Below are 14,709 nucleotides of genomic sequence, written 5' to 3'. Positions count from 1 at the left end.
GCTTCACCGATCCGCAACGCACGTCTCCATGATTCCATCGAGCTCCGCTTTCGAGAGCACCCCGAGTTCGGCGATGAAGACGATCCGCGCGCGCGGCACGCCTTCGGCCGGCGCATCGCAGGGGGCGAGCGCGGCATCGCCAGGGACGAGCGTGGCGCGGCCGGCGGCGAATTGAAACAGCATCTGGCGCCCGGGCTGCTCGACGGTCTCGAACAGCCCTTTTGCCCGCGCGAGTTTTGGCGCCAGCTTGCCGATCGCCTTTTGCAAGCGCGGCAGCGAGAGCGGTTGGTCCGAGGTCCAGCTCAGCGTTTCGAAGCGCTCTTCTGCCGGCCGGCGCGGCCCGGGATCGCGCGGCGCGGACGCGCGATCGACGGTCGCGGGGAACAGCAGCGCGGACGGAATCTCGCCGTGCGGCGCGTCGACCACCACGGCGGGGACGCGCTGCGCGCGGATGGCCTCGCGCATCCGCCCGCCCGCGCCCTCGTCCGCCAGATCCAGCTTGTTCAACGCCACGATGTCGGCAACGCGCAATTGCGAACGCTGAAGCGCATCGTCCAGGGCGGCCAGCGGTGTCGCCGCATCCATCACGCAGAGCACCGTTTCGAGCGGCGCCTCGCGCAGGATCACGGGATCCATCAGGTTACGGACGATGTCGGCGGGATCGGCGACGCCGCTGGTCTCGATGACGATGTATTCCGGTTTCGGATCACGCCGCAGCAGCGTCGAGAGCGTGCGCAGGAGGTCGCCTTGGAGCGAGCAGCAGATGCAGCCATTGGCGAGGCTGACCACGCCGTCGCTCGCGCCGGCGATCAGCTCGGCATCGATGTTGATCGCCCCGAAATCGTTGACGATTGCGGCGATCCGCCGCCCCTCCGCATGCGCCAGCAGATGGTTGACGACAGTCGTCTTGCCCGCTCCCAAAAAGCCTGTCACCAGAAGAATGGGGACCGGCATGGGTCAGCCCTCGACAACGGTGCGGCGCACGGGCCGGCCGGGCCGCGCGGCCACGTCCAGCACACCATCTGTGATCAGCGGCTGGCCGCTGACGATCAGATGCCGCACACCTTCCGAGGGACGGTTCATCGCCGTGAACGTGGCGCGGTCGCTGAGCTTCTCGTAGTCGAACACGACGATGTCGGCATCGGCGTCCTTCGCAAGCCTGCCCTTGGCGCGCATCGCCGGCGTGCTCTGCGACAGGATCTCCGCCGGGATCAGCGCGCATTTGCGCACGCCTTCCAGCAGCGACACGGTCTTGCGCTCGCGCACCCATTCGCGGATGAATCTCGTGAAGCAGCCGGCCGAACGCGGATGCGAGGTGGCGTCATCCGGCAGCGGCCAGGCATCGCCGGTGTAGGTCTTGCCGTCCGAGGTCGTCCACGGCATCGCGTCGGAGGCGATCGCGCCGCCGGGATAGAGCACCGACATGTCGAGGAGGTCGCGATGATGCGCGTTGTTCTCGGTGTCGAGGATGTGCCACAGCACCAGTGAAGACGGTTCTTCGGCCTGCGCCTTCAAGAGCTCCTCGCGATCGCTAAAGCGATGGCCGTCGGTGACCCGCTGCACGGAATCGTAGCCGGTGCCGTTGCGCTCGACGAATTCGGGGTCGCTGAAGAAGGCAGCCGCCAGCACGGTCGAGCCGGTGCCGTACGGATAGGCCTCGACCGTGATGGGCAGGCCCTGCGCCTGCGCTTTCGCGATCAGCACGCGGCAGCGCTCGACATCGGTCTTGCTCGACGAGTTGAAATGGCAGATGTGCATATGCGCGCCGGTGGCGCCGGCATAGCCGATCAGGCGAATGTAGGCTTCCGCCGCGCTCTCGGGGTCGACGCGCGACATGTAGGCGACGTGGGTGAAGGTCGGCACGTCCTGCGCAGCCGCGAGCTGGCAGACCGCGGTCAGCTCCTGCACGCCGGCGCCCGGCGCGTAGGCGTTGAGGATGCCGATACCGATGCCGCCCTCGTTCAGGCCGCGTGCGAGGCGCTCGAGGATGCCGGCGACCTCCGCATCGCTCGCCACGTTGTCGATCCAGCGACGATCGCGCATGGCGTTGCCGAACGCCTCCAGCGAGCTTTCCGCGTTGGAGCCGGTCATCGCGCCGATGCGCGCAAAGGCCCAGTTGGCGGCGGCGCCATAATTCAGCACGCGTCCCTTCCGCGCCTGGCGCTCATACCAGGACCCGACCGGCAGCACGCCTGCTTCGAGATCGAGCGTCGTCGTCACGCCGTCGAACGCCTGCATGCGGTCGGCCGGGATCGACTGGCCATGTGCGTGCAGATCGATGAAGCCAGGTGCGACCACGAGCCCGGTCGCGTCAATCACCCGCTCGGCGCCGCCGAGCGAGGAGCCGACCGCGGCGACCTTGCCGTCCACCACCGCCACATCCCCGATGGCGTCCATTCCGCTGGCGGGATCCACCACCCGGCCGCCAGAGATCACCAAGCCGCTCATATCGTCACTCCCGCATCCTGAATTCGCATCAAGGCAGATTCCGGGAGGTCCGACCACCTCCACCGATGCCGACGCATCATGCTCGCAAGGGAGATCTATTCACATGCGCGTCGCAGACACGCGCTCGCAGTCTCGCGGCATGTTTTGCCCGAGCTATGCTTCTCGCTTCACCCCTTCGCAAAGAAAGGGCGCAGGGAAGACCGGGCGCCGGCTGGCACCCATAAAAACCCCCATGCGAACTGATTGCACACGCAATGCACAGGGGAGCCACAGGGCAGCCGAGACCAGGCCTTCCCTGCGCGATGGTTTGACGGCCTATGCCGCGCTCTCCCCGGAGACGAGTTCCTTCTTGCCTCCGTCACTCCCGCGAAATCCAGGGCAACGCGCCGGTTGACGCGATAACGCCTTCGCAAAGGCTTGACCGTAGCAACGACGGCCAGGACCACACGGTTTCGCCGTACGCGAGCTGCCTTGCGTCGCCAAAGGGTCCGCAAGACTTGAGCGCCGTCCGTCTATCGCGGCTCGTACCATGCTCACGAGGTTCATCTCGCCCTGCACGCACAAGCCCGCCTTTAACGCCGCCCGCGTCCACCGCACTCCAGCCCGCGTTCGTGACGACGTACGACCGCCCCTTTGCTGGGCTGGGATCGGCGAGAGATACGCTAAATCCGAATTTAGGTAAAGCAGAATATTTCTGCGGAAGGGGTTGACGGCGATCGGAGTGTTTTGCCCGTAAGGCAGTTGGCGCCTGGAGAACAGGACGGCAGCGTCCCGTGATCACAACCGCGCAATGGCGGCCGCGTGGCTGCTGCGCGATCGGCCGGGGAGTTGCTCAGCTCGCCGCCGGCGCGCATATTGTCTCTTCGCTCGGCAGAGCATTTTTACGGTCGACCCGGTCGCTGGTGTTCGTAATGATGAATTCAAACAAGGTGGGACGAAACGATCCCTGCCCCTGCGGCAGCGGCAAGAAGTTCAAGAAGTGCTGCCTCATCTCGCAAAGGCTGGACGAGCCGTCATCCGGATTGCCCCAAGTCGATGCGCAGGCCCCGGACGTTGCCGGGTGGCCGCAGGAAGATGAAGCGATGCTGGAGTATGATCCATTCGTGGAGCCGGACCCGGATCAGTGGCTTGCGCTGGACGAGCAGGAACAGATTGATCTCGTCGTCGCGTACCACCGGCGCGCCGGGATCCGCTTTCCGCGCGAGCAAGCGCACGCCATCTTTCACGCCATCGTCGAGCGCCAGATTGCCGATGCCGAGCTGCCGGTGCGCGGCACGGCCGAGCGGCTGATGTCCGAAGGGCTCGACCGCCACGAAGCCATTCATGCGATCGGCTCGGTGCTTGCCGCTCACATGCACGATCTGATCCACGGAGCCGAATCGGGCAGCGACCCCGACACGAGGTCCGATCCGAACGAGGCGTATTTCGCCGAGCTGGAAGCTCTGACCGCGGACGATTGGCTTCAGTCCGGCTGATCAGCCCGTCAATACAGTCGGGCTGGAATGGCGCTCCCTGCCGGACGTCAGTGAGTCCCATCCAGACGCTGCGCTTCGACCTCGAAACGGCCGAGAGTGCTCGCACCACTGATGAGGAAAATCAGATCCAACGGAGCGGTAAGAGACCGTGCAACCGACCGCGAAGCGGCTCCGCCGTCTTCTCGCCCCCATTGTCATCCAGGGAATTGGCGGGGCGGCGTTACGGTGGGCGAAGTTCCCAAAAGGTTCCGTGTGATCATCCAACGTCTCCTGCAACGCGACTCCGGTCATTCTGTTTCGCGCCGCGCTCTGCTCGGCGGATTTGTGTCGGCGGGAAGTGCCCTCGCGCTCGGCGGATGCGCCGGCCTGGGTGCGGCCGGGGCGCGTTTCGACGCATCGTCGCTCTCCGTTGACCCCACATTGCTCGTCGCGACCACGCGCAAGCCCGCGAACGGCGCTCGCACGAAACCCTGGTTCGGCCCGGAGCGCGCGACCAACATGACGGTCGCGCGGGCGAAGCTGGTGGCGCCGGACGAGAGCCGACTTTCTCTCGCCTCGGTCGGACTTGGCGATTGGCGCCTCGACCGGGTCGAACCGGTGTCGGTCGACGTTGGCGATCTCGTTGCGCAGGCCGGCGGCGGCGACGTGCTGATCTATGTGCACGGCTTCAAGCAGACATTCGAGACGGCGGTGCTCGATGCCGCACATCTCTCCGACGGGATCAAGTTCCGCGGCCGGACCATGGTGTTTGCCTGGCCGTCCAAGGCAGGGCTGTTCGATTATGCCTATGACCGCGACAGCGCGATGTGGTCCCGCGACGATTTCGAGCGCGTGCTCTCTGCGCTGGTGTCGGCTCCAGGCGCCGGCCGCGTGCACATCGTTGCGCACAGCATGGGAACCATGCTGGCGCTCGAAAGCCTGCGTCAGCTCTATGCGCGCTACGGCGACACGGTGACGGGCAAGATCGGCGCGGTGGTGTTTGCCGCGCCCGATATCGACATGGACGTGTTCTCGTCGGCGATCCACCGCATCGGTCCGCTTGCCGGCAAGATCACCGTGATCGCCGCGACGAACGATCGCGCCCTTGCGCTGTCGGGACAAATCGCAGGTGGAATGACCAGGGTCGGCGCCGCCGAAAAGGCCGCCATCGCGCAGCTCGGTGTGCGCGTGGTCGATGCCTCGCAGGAAGGCTGGGGCCTCATCAACCATGATCTGTTTCTGTCGAATGCGGAAGTGCAGCGGGTGATCCGCCGCTCGATCGACGGCACGACCGCGTGAGAGGGCGCGCCCGCGCCGAGCTTGTTCCTGCGTACGCTCGTTGCGACTTCAGGCGGCAAAACGGCCGGGTTTGGACTGCCCAGTCTCGTACGCGAATGGCGCTCCCTAGGGGAATCGAACCCCTGTTTCAGCCTTGAGAGGGCCGCGTCCTAACCGCTAGACGAAGGGAGCGTGAGGGTTAGCCAATAACCTCGAAATTTGTCCGCCGCAAGGACCCGAACGGGCCTTTTACGGCTCATTGGCAAATTTCAGCTTTCCGGCCGGCTTCAAGGTGTGGGCGTCGAAGGTGCGGATCTCGGTGACCCCGCCGACATCGAGCGTGACCACGAGGCGGTCGCCGGCAACCCCGGTCGAGACGATTCTGGCGCCCTTCGGCAGGGTGGCGGTGACGTCGCCTGCCGGCTCGGGTGCCCTTCCCTCCGACTTGAAAAGGCGGTAGCCCACCGCGATCAGCACGGCGCAGATTGCCAGCGCCGTGGTCAACCCCGCGATCAGCATCATCCGCCGCACCCGCGCGAAAATCGCGGCTTGCTCGGGGCTCGGTTCGGGAACAGCGGTATCAGACGTCGTCATGGAAAATTCAGGCTCTGCGCAAAGGTTGGAGGTTGTCGTCACCGGCGACGAGGACTCGACCCGGCTCGACCGCGTGCTGGCGGCGCACCTCGCCGACCTGTCGCGATCGAGGCTGAAAGCCCTGATCCTGGCGGGCGCGGTGAGCCTCAAGGACGCCGCGATCCGCGACCCCGCTTATCACGTCGCATCCGGCGATACGATCACAATCGACGTGCCGGAAGCAGTCTCGCCGGAGCCGAAAGGCGAGGATATCGCCCTCGACATCGTGTTCGAGGACGACGACATCGTCGTCCTCAACAAGCCCAGGGGGCTGGTGGTGCACCCCGCGGCGGGCCACGAGACCGGCACGCTGGTGAACGCGCTGATCGCCCATTGCGGAGGCTCGCTGTCGGGCATCGGTGGCGTGCGCCGGCCCGGCATCGTGCACCGGCTGGACAAGGACACCACGGGGCTGATGGTGGTCGCCAAGAACGACCTCGCGCATGCCTCGCTCACCGCGCAATTCGCCGATCACGGCCGCACCGGGCCGATGCGGCGCGGCTACATGGCGTTCGCGTGGGGGCTGCCCGGCCGCCATCGCGGCACCGTTGATGCGCCGATCGACCGCCACCCGCATGCGCGCGAGAAGATGGCGGTGCGCCAGGGCGGCCGCGAGGCCGTGACGCATTGGGAGCTTCTGGAGAGCTTTGCCGGGCGGGACCGCAAGCCGATCGCGGGCCTGCTCGCCTGCGAGCTCGAGACCGGGCGCACTCACCAGATCCGCGTCCACCTCGCCCATATCGGCCATCCCCTGCTGGGCGACGGCGTCTACGGCCCGCACTTCAAGACCAAGGCGAACCAGCTCGGCCCCGAGTCGCAAGCAGCGCTGGCCGCGCTCGGACGGCAAGCCCTGCATGCTTATTTGCTGGTATTGGAGCACCCGAGGACTGGAGAATTACTCCACTGGGAGACGCCGCTGCCGGAGGATTTGGTTCTCCTCCAGGGGGCTTTGAAAGCGGCGCTATGACGCAGGCAGTTTCAGAAAGCCCTTACCTTACAAAAAGTTATAGCTGCCACACGGGGACGTGACGTCAGCAATCCTTCCCTTTTTGCCCCCCCATGGGGTATATTGCGTCTGCGTTGGAAATGACCAACGCGGAACATCGCAGCTACGACCGGCTTTAACAAAGCGGTCGTCTGCCTGGCCCGCCGCTATCGGGGGCCTGAACCTTTGGAGGGCTTAACTATGGCCCGTACCGCTGCACTGCCGGTCCTTAATGGAGAATCCGGCCTTTCCCGTTACCTCGGCGAAATCCGCAAGTTCCCGATGCTGGAACCCCAGCAGGAATACATGCTCGCCAAACGCTGGCGCGAGCACGACGATCGCGACGCCGCGCATCAACTCGTCACCAGCCATCTCCGGCTCGTGGCCAAGATCGCCATGGGCTATCGCGGCTACGGCCTGCCGATCTCCGAGGTCGTCTCGGAAGGCAACGTCGGCTTGATGCAGGCGGTGAAGCGGTTCGAACCCGAGAAGGGCTTCCGTCTCGCCACCTACGCCATGTGGTGGATCAAGGCGTCGATACAAGAGTACATTCTGCGTTCCTGGTCGCTCGTGAAGATGGGTACCACCGCGAACCAGAAGAAGCTGTTCTTCAACCTGCGCAAGGCGAAGAGCAAGATTTCCGCGCTGGACGAAGGCGATCTGCGCCCCGACCAGGTGGCAATCATTGCCAAGCGTCTCGGCGTCACGGCTCAGGACGTGGTCGACATGAACCGCCGCCTCGGTGGCGACGCGTCGCTCAACGCTCCGATCCGCGACGACGGCGAAGCCGGCGAATGGCAGGACTGGCTGGTCGACAATTCGCCCAACCAGGAAGCCATGCTGGCCGAGCACGAGGAATATGATCACCGCCGTGACGCCCTCAATGGCGCCATGGGCGTGCTCAACCCGCGCGAACGCCGCATCTTCGAGGCCCGCCGCCTCGCCGATGAACCGATGACGCTGGAAGACCTTGCCGCCGAGTTCGGCGTGTCGCGCGAGCGCGTCCGCCAGATCGAGGTCCGCGCTTTTGAAAAGGTGCAGGCCGCGGTCAAGGGCACGATCGCAAAGGCCGAACAGGCCGCGCTGGAAGCCGCGCTCTAAGCGAGGTTGCTCCGGCGCCAGAGATTGGCGGATCGACAAGAGACAGAAAGCCGGCGGCAACGCCGGCTTTTTTGTGTGTGAGGTGCAGCATGTTCTTGGAGACGCGGGGCCAGGCACCTTGAACCCGCACTGCCGGTCGGCCGACCAAAAACATCGGACCGACAGCATCAAGAGAACGGACACGCACCGTGTCGATCATTTTGCAATCTACCGTGGGCGGGTTTTCCGCCCAGTTCATGCGCAAGTTGCCGCTGGTCGAGCAGGCGATGCGCGACCACGGCCTCGAGCCGTCGGAGTTCGTGATCTCGAAGGACTACGCCTCGACCGCGACAATCCCGATCATGGGCCCGTTCTTCTTCAATTATAGCGTCTTCTTCGGCGAGGAAGAATTCGCCGTCACCGAGCCGAACGACATGGTGTTCCTGGATTACTTCATCAACCGCGTGCTGGCGGCGGATGAACCACCGCAATTGCCGCGGCGGCCGGGATTGATGCGGCGGCTCTTTGGATGGATGTCGGAGCCGGTGTAGCTCGTCACTCGCCCCTAAATTCTTTCCCCAAGTCCTCGCCAGCGTCGCGAGCCAGCAGCCTTCGCAATAGCGCGCGTCCTTGTAGTCGATCCAGTTGTGCGCATAGACGTGGTCGAGCGGGATGCCGTAGCGCGCGCGCAGGATTTGGACGAGGATCTTCCACGCCGCGACCTGCGCCGCGGTCGGGCCGGTCGTGACGTCGGGATAGTTGCCGGCGAACTCGACGCCGATCGAATTGTCGCGCACCACCTGGCGATAGGTCGGCTTGTTGTCGATGTACTTGTTGTCGTTGCGGTTGGCGCCGTCGCCATGGGTCGGCACCAGATCCTCCGCCACCGCCCAATAGACCGTGCCATCGGTTTCGACCCACAATGTGACGCCGCGACGCGTGGGATTCTTCGATTGCGCCTCGGCGCCGCCGCGGGCCGAGCCCGTCGGCCCCTCGGTCTGGTGCACGATGATGTTGCGCCATGGTCTTGCGTTACCGACATCGCCCCATGGCGCCAGCCACACGATTTTCAGGCCGGGAATGTCGGGCGTGCCGGAGGCGCGCGCGAGTTTGGCCAGATCGGCGTCGGTTGCGTCTGCGGGCGCGATCAGAATGAGAGCGGCGAGTACGGCCGCGAGCAGGCGGGAAATCATCGTGCGGGTCCAATGCGGGACCAGACATTAGCACGCCCTTACGCGAATTTGCGCAAGGCCTCGCCTGGACCGATCGGCTCAGGCAGGAGCGGCGGCGCCGGCTCGTAGACGGCAAAGTCGTTTTTGCCGTTCTTCTTGGCCGCATAGAGCGCGTGGTCGGCATGCGCGATCAGGCGGTCCGGAAATTGGCCGATGCCGCGATCCCACTGCGCCAGCCCGATCGAGATCGCGATCGGAATGTCGCCCCCGGTGCAGCTGACGGCATCCTGACGACAGACCTCGAGCACGCGGCGGGCGATCGCGGCCGCCTCGCGCAAGGACGACGACGGCAGCACGACGCAGAATTCGTCGCCGCCGGTGCGGGCGAGCATGTCGCCCGGCCGCAGCCGCGTTTGCGCCATCAGGGTGAAGTGCTGCAGGCAGGCATCGCCCGCGGCATGGCCATGGGTGTCGTTGATGGTCTTGAACCCGTCGAGATCGATCACCAGCAGCGAGAACGGCTCGCTGCTGCGCTCCGAGCGGGCGCATTCTTCACCCAGCCGCTGCAACAGATGCCGCCGGTTGGCGACACCGGTGAGATCGTCGAGCAGCGCGAGGTCGGCCACCTCGTTGCGCAAGCGGTCCATCGCCATCAGCAGGAAGCCGAAATTGAGCGTCATCGACAGGAACAGCAGCCCCAGCACCATGACCGCATGAGCCTGGCCGCCGGCGCTCGCCGAGAAATCGCCGCCGAGCAGATTGCCCGCCGTGCGGACCGCGAGGATCGCGATAATGACGAGGATGACGATGCCGGACAACCGGGCGCCCGGGCTGACGCGGCCTTCCGGCGGCGCCAGCAACAGACGCAGCGACAGCACCAGCGGCAGGCCCTGACCGAGCGTGTAGCAGAGCATGCGCAGCGGCATGTGCTCGAAGCCGACCATGAAGAACACGACGCCGGCGAGGCTCAGCGCTCCCGCCGCCGTCATCATGCGCCACGAGACCGGCCGGTGATAGAAGCGTTGGATGCCCATGGCGGCAAGGCAGCTCGCCGCGATGACGCCGGCCGCGCCAAGCAGAAGCGGCAGCGGAGATGCGATGAACAGGCGGATCAGGGCCGTCATCGCGCCGGTCGCACCGATGAAGGACGATGCCATCCAGAACCGCGCGGCTGCGAATTTCGGATAAGAGCGCGTCACATAGGCCCAGATCAGGCCGAGCGCCAGAAAGTTGACGACGAACACCGTCCAGAGTGTCGGCACGTTCAGCATGGCGCGTGCCGCACGCGCAGTGTCGTGCCCTCCGTCCCTGGCAGCCGTCCGTCCATGACCCCGTCCCCGTTTTCTTGCGGGCAACAATGCGGCCGTCGCGCTTAACGGAGTCTCACTGCAAACTTTAAAAGCATGCCTTTGGTTTTGGATTCATGAACGGCCGGCGCGGTTGTCGGATCGTTAGGCATGTCGGCCGCGATGCGGATTCAAGAACCAAAAGCACCGGAAATGCATCTGAGCTGTGGATAACGCGATGACACGGATGTGACAGCGCGGGGCATATGGGCGCGAATCTGCTGAGCTTGTGGTCGAGGATGTTGCGAGGCTGGCCCTCCGCCGAGCATCCCTCGTGTCGCGTTTCACCATTAACCCTGAAGAGGATCCTATGGCTAAGAAAGCGAAGAAGGCGAAGAAGGCGACAAAGAAGAAGGCCAAGAAGGCAGCGAAGAAGAAGTAACGAGGCTTCTTATTTTTTGCCCGGGTGGAGTTCGCTCCGCCCGGGCTTCGGCAGAGGCGAGAGATTGAAGGCGGCGGGCGCGAGGCCCGCTTTTTTATGGGGTGAAGAAAACTACCGCTCGGCGAACGCGAGCTTGGCCCCAAGTGCGGCGAAGCCGGCGGCAAAACTCCGCCGCAGCCAGGCCATGACGCGCGGACGGGAGATGACGCGCTCGCGCACCGAGGCTGCGCAGAGGCCGTAGACCACGAACACGGCAAACGTCATCGCCATGAAGGCGCCGCTCAATTCCAGCATCTGCGCCAGCACATGACCCTCGTCCGCCGCGATGAACTGCGGCAGGAAGGCGAGGAAAAAGATCGACAGCTTTGGATTGAGGATGTTGATCAGGAAGCCGGTCACGATCACACGGCCGACCGAACGCTCGCGAATCTCGCCGTCGACCGCCAGCGCGCCGGTCTCGCGTAGCGCCTGCCAGGACATGTAGAGCAGATAGGCGACGCCGCACAATTTCAGCGCGGCGAAGGCGAGCGCGCTGGTGTGTAGCACGGCGGCGAGCCCCAGCATCGCGGCAATCATGTGCGGCACGATTCCGAGTGTGCAACCGAAGGCGGCCGCGATGCTCGCGCGCGAGCCGCGTGTCAGCGCGGCGGCCAGCGTGTAGAGCACGCCGGTGCCGGGCGAGGCGACCACGATCAGCGAGGTCAGCAGGAAAGACAAGGTCATGCACAGACCCTATCACCGCATCTCGGGGCAAGAAAGCCGGCCCGCGGGATCGCCGTCAGGACAGCTGCGCGAGCTCGGCCTCGCGGAGCACGTCGAGCGGCGCCCATGGCTTGGCCCAGAACTTTGCGCCGTTCGGCAAGGGCTGCATCAAGGGGCGGCCGGAGGTGACGACGATGTCGAGCTTCGGATTTCGGTCCTTGGCGACGTGCGCGAGCTCGACCCCGTTCATGCGGCCGGCAAGCTGGACGTCCGTCATCATCAAGCAGAGCGCGCCGGCGCTCTCGTCGAGCACAAGCTCGGCTGCTTCGGCGCTCTCGCATTGAATGACGTCGTAGCCGCTTTCTTCGAGAAGAAGACTGAGCATCTCCCTCTGCATGAGGTCGTCTTCCACAATCAGTGCGGTTGCTCGAAATGGCTTTGCTTGTCCCATTGGCGGCTCCCAATGCTGCCTGTCTGTCTCTATCAAGTAACGTAGGTTAAGGTGGGAACAGCCATGCGGTTCAGTTCCATTATGAAAAAATGTAAATCATAGTTCCGCACGACGGGCTTGATTGGGGGATTCATGACTGCGATTCGCGGCGCCGCCGCCATCACGGGAGCGGCCAGCGGCATCGGCCGCGCGCTGGCGATCGAGCTTGCGCGGCGCGGCTGCGATCTCGCGCTCGCCGATCGCGACGAGGCCGGGCTGAAGACGCTCGCGGCCGAGATCGGAGCCGCATGCAAGGTCAGCCTGCACCGCGTCGACGTCGGCGAGCCCGACGACATCGCGCGGTTCGCGAGCGAGGCGACAACAACGCATCCCGCGCTCGGCATCGTCGTCAACAATGCCGGCGTGGCGCTGATGGGCTCGTTCGAGGAGATCGACCAGGCGCAGATGGACTGGCTGTTCGACATCAATTTCTGGGGCGTGGTGCATGGCACGCGCGCCTTCCTGCCACATCTGAGGACGATGGGCGAGGCGCACATCGTCAACCTCTCCTCGATCTTCGGCATCATCGCGCCGCCGGGACAGTCGGCTTATGCCGCGGCTAAATTCGCGGTGCGCGGCTTTTCCGAGAGCGTGCGGCACGAGCTTGCGATGGCGGGAAGCCCTGTGAGGTTGTCGGTCGTGCACCCCGGCGGCGTCGCCACCGCCATCGCGCGCAATTCGCGCACCGGGGTCGGCGTCACCGACAACGCGCGTCGGTCGCAATCGATCGAGCGGTTCGAGAACGCGGCAAAGACCACGCCGACGGACGCCGCGCTGCGCATCATCAAGGGCATCGAGAGAAACGAGCCGCGTATCCTGATCGGCAACGACGCCCGCTTCATGGATCTGTTGCAGCGCTTCCGTCCGGGGACGTACTGGGCGCCGTTGCAGCGCAAGCTGGAGAAGATGGCGAAGGGGACCTAGCCGCGTGGTCCGCCGCCTCACTTTCAACGTCGTCCCGGCGAAGGCGGAGAGACATCACGCCCCTCACTGCCCCGCCAGCCGATCGGCAAAATACCCGATCGTCTTGCGATAGATCACCGCCCTGTTCCATTCGCGCATCGCCTCGAAATTTGCGGTGCCTTCGCCGTAGGGCTGGCCCATCTTGAAGCCGCTGGTGTGGAGCAGGTTCGCGGTCGACGCGAGCACGTCGGGGACGCTGTGGCGGAGATCGACGTGGCCGTCGCCGTCGAAATCGACGCCGTATTTGATGTAGGAGGACGGCAGGAATTGGGTCTGGCCTATCTCGCCGGCATAGGCGCCGATCAGGTCGCGCAGCGGCAGGTCGCCGCGCTGCACGATCTTCAGCGCCGCAAGCAGCTCGCCCTGGAACAGCTCCGTGCGGCGGCAGTCATGCGCGAGCGTCGCCAGCGTGCGGATCACGGGCAGCTTGCCGATGTCGCCCTTGCCGAAATCGCTTTCCAAGCCCCAGATCGCGACCAGGATATAGCGGGGCACTCCGAATTGCTGCTCGATGCGCGAGAGCAGCGCGGCATGGCGCTGCAACAGCGCCTTGCCGCCATTGATGCGGCCGGGGCCGACCCGGGTCGAGACATACTGCTCGAAGCTCTTATTGAAGGTGTAGCGCTGGCGCCGGTCGAAGGCGAGCACCGCGCCATCCTGGGCCACCCCGCTGAGCGCCGCGCTGGTCACGCCCGCCGAGACGCCGGCTCCTTGCGCTTCCGCGGTCATGCTGGCGACAAAGCTGTTGAAGTCACCGCCGCAGCGCGCGGCCTGGGCCGATCCGCTGGCCAGACAGGCAATGAAGGCGATGGCCAAAGCGGGTCTCGACATACGGGAAAATCCTTTGAAGAATGAACGCGAAAGCGGCACGCGATCATGCCCGGGAACCGGATTCGCGTCAAAGCGGCAAACCTCGCCAGAACCGGTCGCATCTTGGCTGCGACAAATGAAATGCGCTCGCCACTTCTGCGCATCGACGGGAAGACGCGCAGACCAACGCGCTTTCTACATAGTGCACACAACGCTAGCTGCGTTGCGGCAGCGCATAGATGGACAAACTCATTTGCTCATCGAAGCATCGAAGCAGTTCGTTTGGGAACTCATGAGCGTCGAAATCCGACGCATGTCTGATCCGCCGGCTGCGACATCGACACCGCCCTGATTTGCCTTGCCATGGCGTGGCGCAGCCTATAACATTCTATTATAGGTTGTCGCCCCGCCAGCCCCGGGCGACACTGAAGACCAAAAATAAACGGCGGGCTTCGCGGCCCGCCGTTTATTGAGGAAGGGTCTCGGCAGACGGCAAGAGGGCGCCCGGCGCCCCGCCGGCAAAACGATTTCATTCGCGCGCGGCACCCCGCTCCGCGTGAATACGGGCAATTCACCATTTGACTGCGGCGCCCTGATCGACGACAAGCCGCCATGGCCAAAAAACCTGGAACCAATCCCAAAGGCGAATTCGCCTTTTTCAACGTCTTCTATGAAGACGGCTCTCAACGGTCCAACCGGCGCGTGCCCGCCGAATTGCTGGGCGGCCTCGACGGCGACGAGCCTGCACGCGCCTTCATTATGGAGCAGGACCGCGAGATCGCCGAAAAATCCGGCCGGCCCGCGCTTGAGATCAAGAACCTCGAGCGGGTCGGGGCGAAGAAGAAATAGGCTCCGCTCGCGCGACACCTAGGGTCTGTTGGGATTCAGGATTCTCATCGGGGCTTGGTTGTGATTCAAGCTTGGGATGGACCGATTCGTTTTGACTGACGCCCAATGGGCGAAGAT

General features: G+C 64.8%; 13 protein-coding genes, 1 tRNA gene and 2 pseudogenes. 7 read left to right on the top strand and 9 right to left on the bottom strand.

Annotated elements, in window-relative coordinates; translation table 11 throughout:
* Positions 1-3 precede the first annotated feature (3 nt).
* A complete protein-coding gene (locus IVB27_RS03820; protein WP_247441526.1) occupies positions 4-954 on the bottom strand; it encodes a CobW family GTP-binding protein in 951 nt (316 codons plus the stop codon).
* Between the two features lie 3 nt (positions 955-957).
* A complete protein-coding gene (locus tag IVB27_RS03815; RefSeq protein WP_247339361.1) occupies positions 958-2,448 on the bottom strand; it encodes an amidohydrolase family protein in 1,491 nt (496 codons plus the stop codon).
* A 911-nt stretch (positions 2,449-3,359) separates the two neighbouring features.
* Between IVB27_RS03815 and IVB27_RS03810 the strand changes: the two are divergent.
* From IVB27_RS03810 to IVB27_RS03800, 3 genes and pseudogenes are all read left to right on the top strand, one after another.
* A pseudogene (locus IVB27_RS03810) lies at positions 3,360-3,434 on the top strand (SEC-C metal-binding domain-containing protein); the annotation flags it as partial.
* Positions 3,435-3,530: 96 nt separating this feature from the next.
* On the top strand, positions 3,531-3,923 hold the full coding sequence (locus IVB27_RS03805) for a hypothetical protein (RefSeq protein ID WP_247441673.1): 393 nt from the start codon (positions 3,531-3,533) through the stop codon (positions 3,921-3,923).
* A 252-nt stretch (positions 3,924-4,175) separates the two neighbouring features.
* Positions 4,176-5,201: an alpha/beta hydrolase gene (locus tag IVB27_RS03800; RefSeq protein ID WP_247441524.1), complete on the top strand. Its 1,026-nt coding sequence runs from the start codon at positions 4,176-4,178 to the stop codon at positions 5,199-5,201.
* Positions 5,202-5,297: 96 nt separating this feature from the next.
* Here IVB27_RS03800 and IVB27_RS03795 read toward each other — a convergent pair.
* Positions 5,298-5,372 (bottom strand) — tRNA-Glu (locus IVB27_RS03795).
* Positions 5,373-5,429: 57 nt separating this feature from the next.
* Positions 5,430-5,774 carry a hypothetical protein gene (locus IVB27_RS03790; protein WP_247441522.1) on the bottom strand — a complete coding sequence of 115 codons (345 nt, stop codon included), beginning with the start codon at positions 5,772-5,774 and terminating at the stop codon, positions 5,430-5,432.
* Between IVB27_RS03790 and IVB27_RS03785 the strand changes: the two genes are divergently transcribed.
* Positions 5,773-6,780, top strand: coding sequence for an RluA family pseudouridine synthase (locus IVB27_RS03785; RefSeq protein WP_247441520.1), 1,008 nt, complete (start codon positions 5,773-5,775; stop codon positions 6,778-6,780). The two genes, IVB27_RS03790 and IVB27_RS03785, sit on opposite strands and share 2 nt — an antisense overlap.
* Before the next feature lie 219 nt (positions 6,781-6,999).
* Positions 7,000-7,899 carry an RNA polymerase sigma factor RpoH gene (gene rpoH / locus IVB27_RS03780; protein ID WP_247339355.1) on the top strand — a complete coding sequence of 300 codons (900 nt, stop codon included), beginning with the start codon at positions 7,000-7,002 and terminating at the stop codon, positions 7,897-7,899.
* Positions 7,900-8,450: 551 nt separating this feature from the next.
* Here rpoH and IVB27_RS03775 read toward each other — a convergent pair.
* The 4 genes and pseudogenes from IVB27_RS03775 to IVB27_RS03760 all read right to left on the bottom strand — a co-directional run.
* Positions 8,451-9,071: pseudogene (locus IVB27_RS03775) on the bottom strand (peptidoglycan recognition protein family protein); the annotation flags it as partial.
* Between the two features lie 38 nt (positions 9,072-9,109).
* Positions 9,110-10,321, bottom strand: a complete 1,212-nt coding sequence (locus IVB27_RS03770) for a GGDEF domain-containing protein (protein ID WP_247339351.1) — start codon at positions 10,319-10,321, stop codon at positions 9,110-9,112.
* Positions 10,322-10,889: 568 nt separating this feature from the next.
* A complete protein-coding gene (locus tag IVB27_RS03765; protein WP_247441518.1) occupies positions 10,890-11,501 on the bottom strand; it encodes a LysE family translocator in 612 nt (203 codons plus the stop codon).
* Positions 11,502-11,556: 55 nt separating this feature from the next.
* Positions 11,557-11,931 carry a response regulator gene (locus IVB27_RS03760; RefSeq protein ID WP_247441517.1) on the bottom strand — a complete coding sequence of 125 codons (375 nt, stop codon included), beginning with the start codon at positions 11,929-11,931 and terminating at the stop codon, positions 11,557-11,559.
* Between the two features lie 132 nt (positions 11,932-12,063).
* Here IVB27_RS03760 and IVB27_RS03755 point away from each other — a divergent pair, with 132 nt between their 5' ends.
* Positions 12,064-12,894, top strand: a complete 831-nt coding sequence (locus IVB27_RS03755) for an SDR family NAD(P)-dependent oxidoreductase (RefSeq protein ID WP_247441515.1) — start codon at positions 12,064-12,066, stop codon at positions 12,892-12,894.
* 63 nt (positions 12,895-12,957) lie between these two features.
* Here IVB27_RS03755 and IVB27_RS03750 read toward each other — a convergent pair whose 3' ends face one another.
* Positions 12,958-13,764: a lytic murein transglycosylase gene (locus tag IVB27_RS03750; protein WP_247441513.1), complete on the bottom strand. Its 807-nt coding sequence runs from the start codon at positions 13,762-13,764 to the stop codon at positions 12,958-12,960.
* Between the two features lie 591 nt (positions 13,765-14,355).
* On the opposite strand from IVB27_RS03750, the gene IVB27_RS03745 reads away from it, so the two are divergent.
* Positions 14,356-14,592 carry a hypothetical protein gene (locus IVB27_RS03745; protein WP_007596614.1) on the top strand — a complete coding sequence of 79 codons (237 nt, stop codon included), beginning with the start codon at positions 14,356-14,358 and terminating at the stop codon, positions 14,590-14,592.
* Positions 14,593-14,709 lie beyond the last annotated feature (117 nt).

It is taken from the genome of Bradyrhizobium sp. 197 (assembly GCF_023073375.1).
GTDB lineage: Bacteria > Pseudomonadota > Alphaproteobacteria > Rhizobiales > Xanthobacteraceae > Bradyrhizobium.
This window is presented reverse-complemented; position numbering and strand designations above follow the sequence as displayed.

Coding starts and splice junctions, on each gene's coding strand:
- IVB27_RS03790 (WP_247441522.1), bottom strand. CDS start 5,774: ATGACGACGTCTGATACCGCTGTTCCCGAACCGAGCCCCGAGCAAGCC.
- IVB27_RS03755 (WP_247441515.1), top strand. CDS start 12,064: ATGACTGCGATTCGCGGCGCCGCCGCCATCACGGGAGCGGCCAGCGGC.
- IVB27_RS03820 (WP_247441526.1), bottom strand. CDS start 954: ATGCCGGTCCCCATTCTTCTGGTGACAGGCTTTTTGGGAGCGGGCAAG.
- IVB27_RS03750 (WP_247441513.1), bottom strand. CDS start 13,764: ATGTCGAGACCCGCTTTGGCCATCGCCTTCATTGCCTGTCTGGCCAGC.
- IVB27_RS03760 (WP_247441517.1), bottom strand. CDS start 11,931: ATGGGACAAGCAAAGCCATTTCGAGCAACCGCACTGATTGTGGAAGAC.
- IVB27_RS03770 (WP_247339351.1), bottom strand. CDS start 10,321: ATGCTGAACGTGCCGACACTCTGGACGGTGTTCGTCGTCAACTTTCTG.
- IVB27_RS03805 (WP_247441673.1), top strand. CDS start 3,531: ATGCTGGAGTATGATCCATTCGTGGAGCCGGACCCGGATCAGTGGCTT.
- IVB27_RS03815 (WP_247339361.1), bottom strand. CDS start 2,448: ATGAGCGGCTTGGTGATCTCTGGCGGCCGGGTGGTGGATCCCGCCAGC.
- rpoH (WP_247339355.1), top strand. CDS start 7,000: ATGGCCCGTACCGCTGCACTGCCGGTCCTTAATGGAGAATCCGGCCTT.
- IVB27_RS03785 (WP_247441520.1), top strand. CDS start 5,773: ATGGAAAATTCAGGCTCTGCGCAAAGGTTGGAGGTTGTCGTCACCGGC.
- IVB27_RS03745 (WP_007596614.1), top strand. CDS start 14,356: ATGGCCAAAAAACCTGGAACCAATCCCAAAGGCGAATTCGCCTTTTTC.
- IVB27_RS03765 (WP_247441518.1), bottom strand. CDS start 11,501: ATGACCTTGTCTTTCCTGCTGACCTCGCTGATCGTGGTCGCCTCGCCC.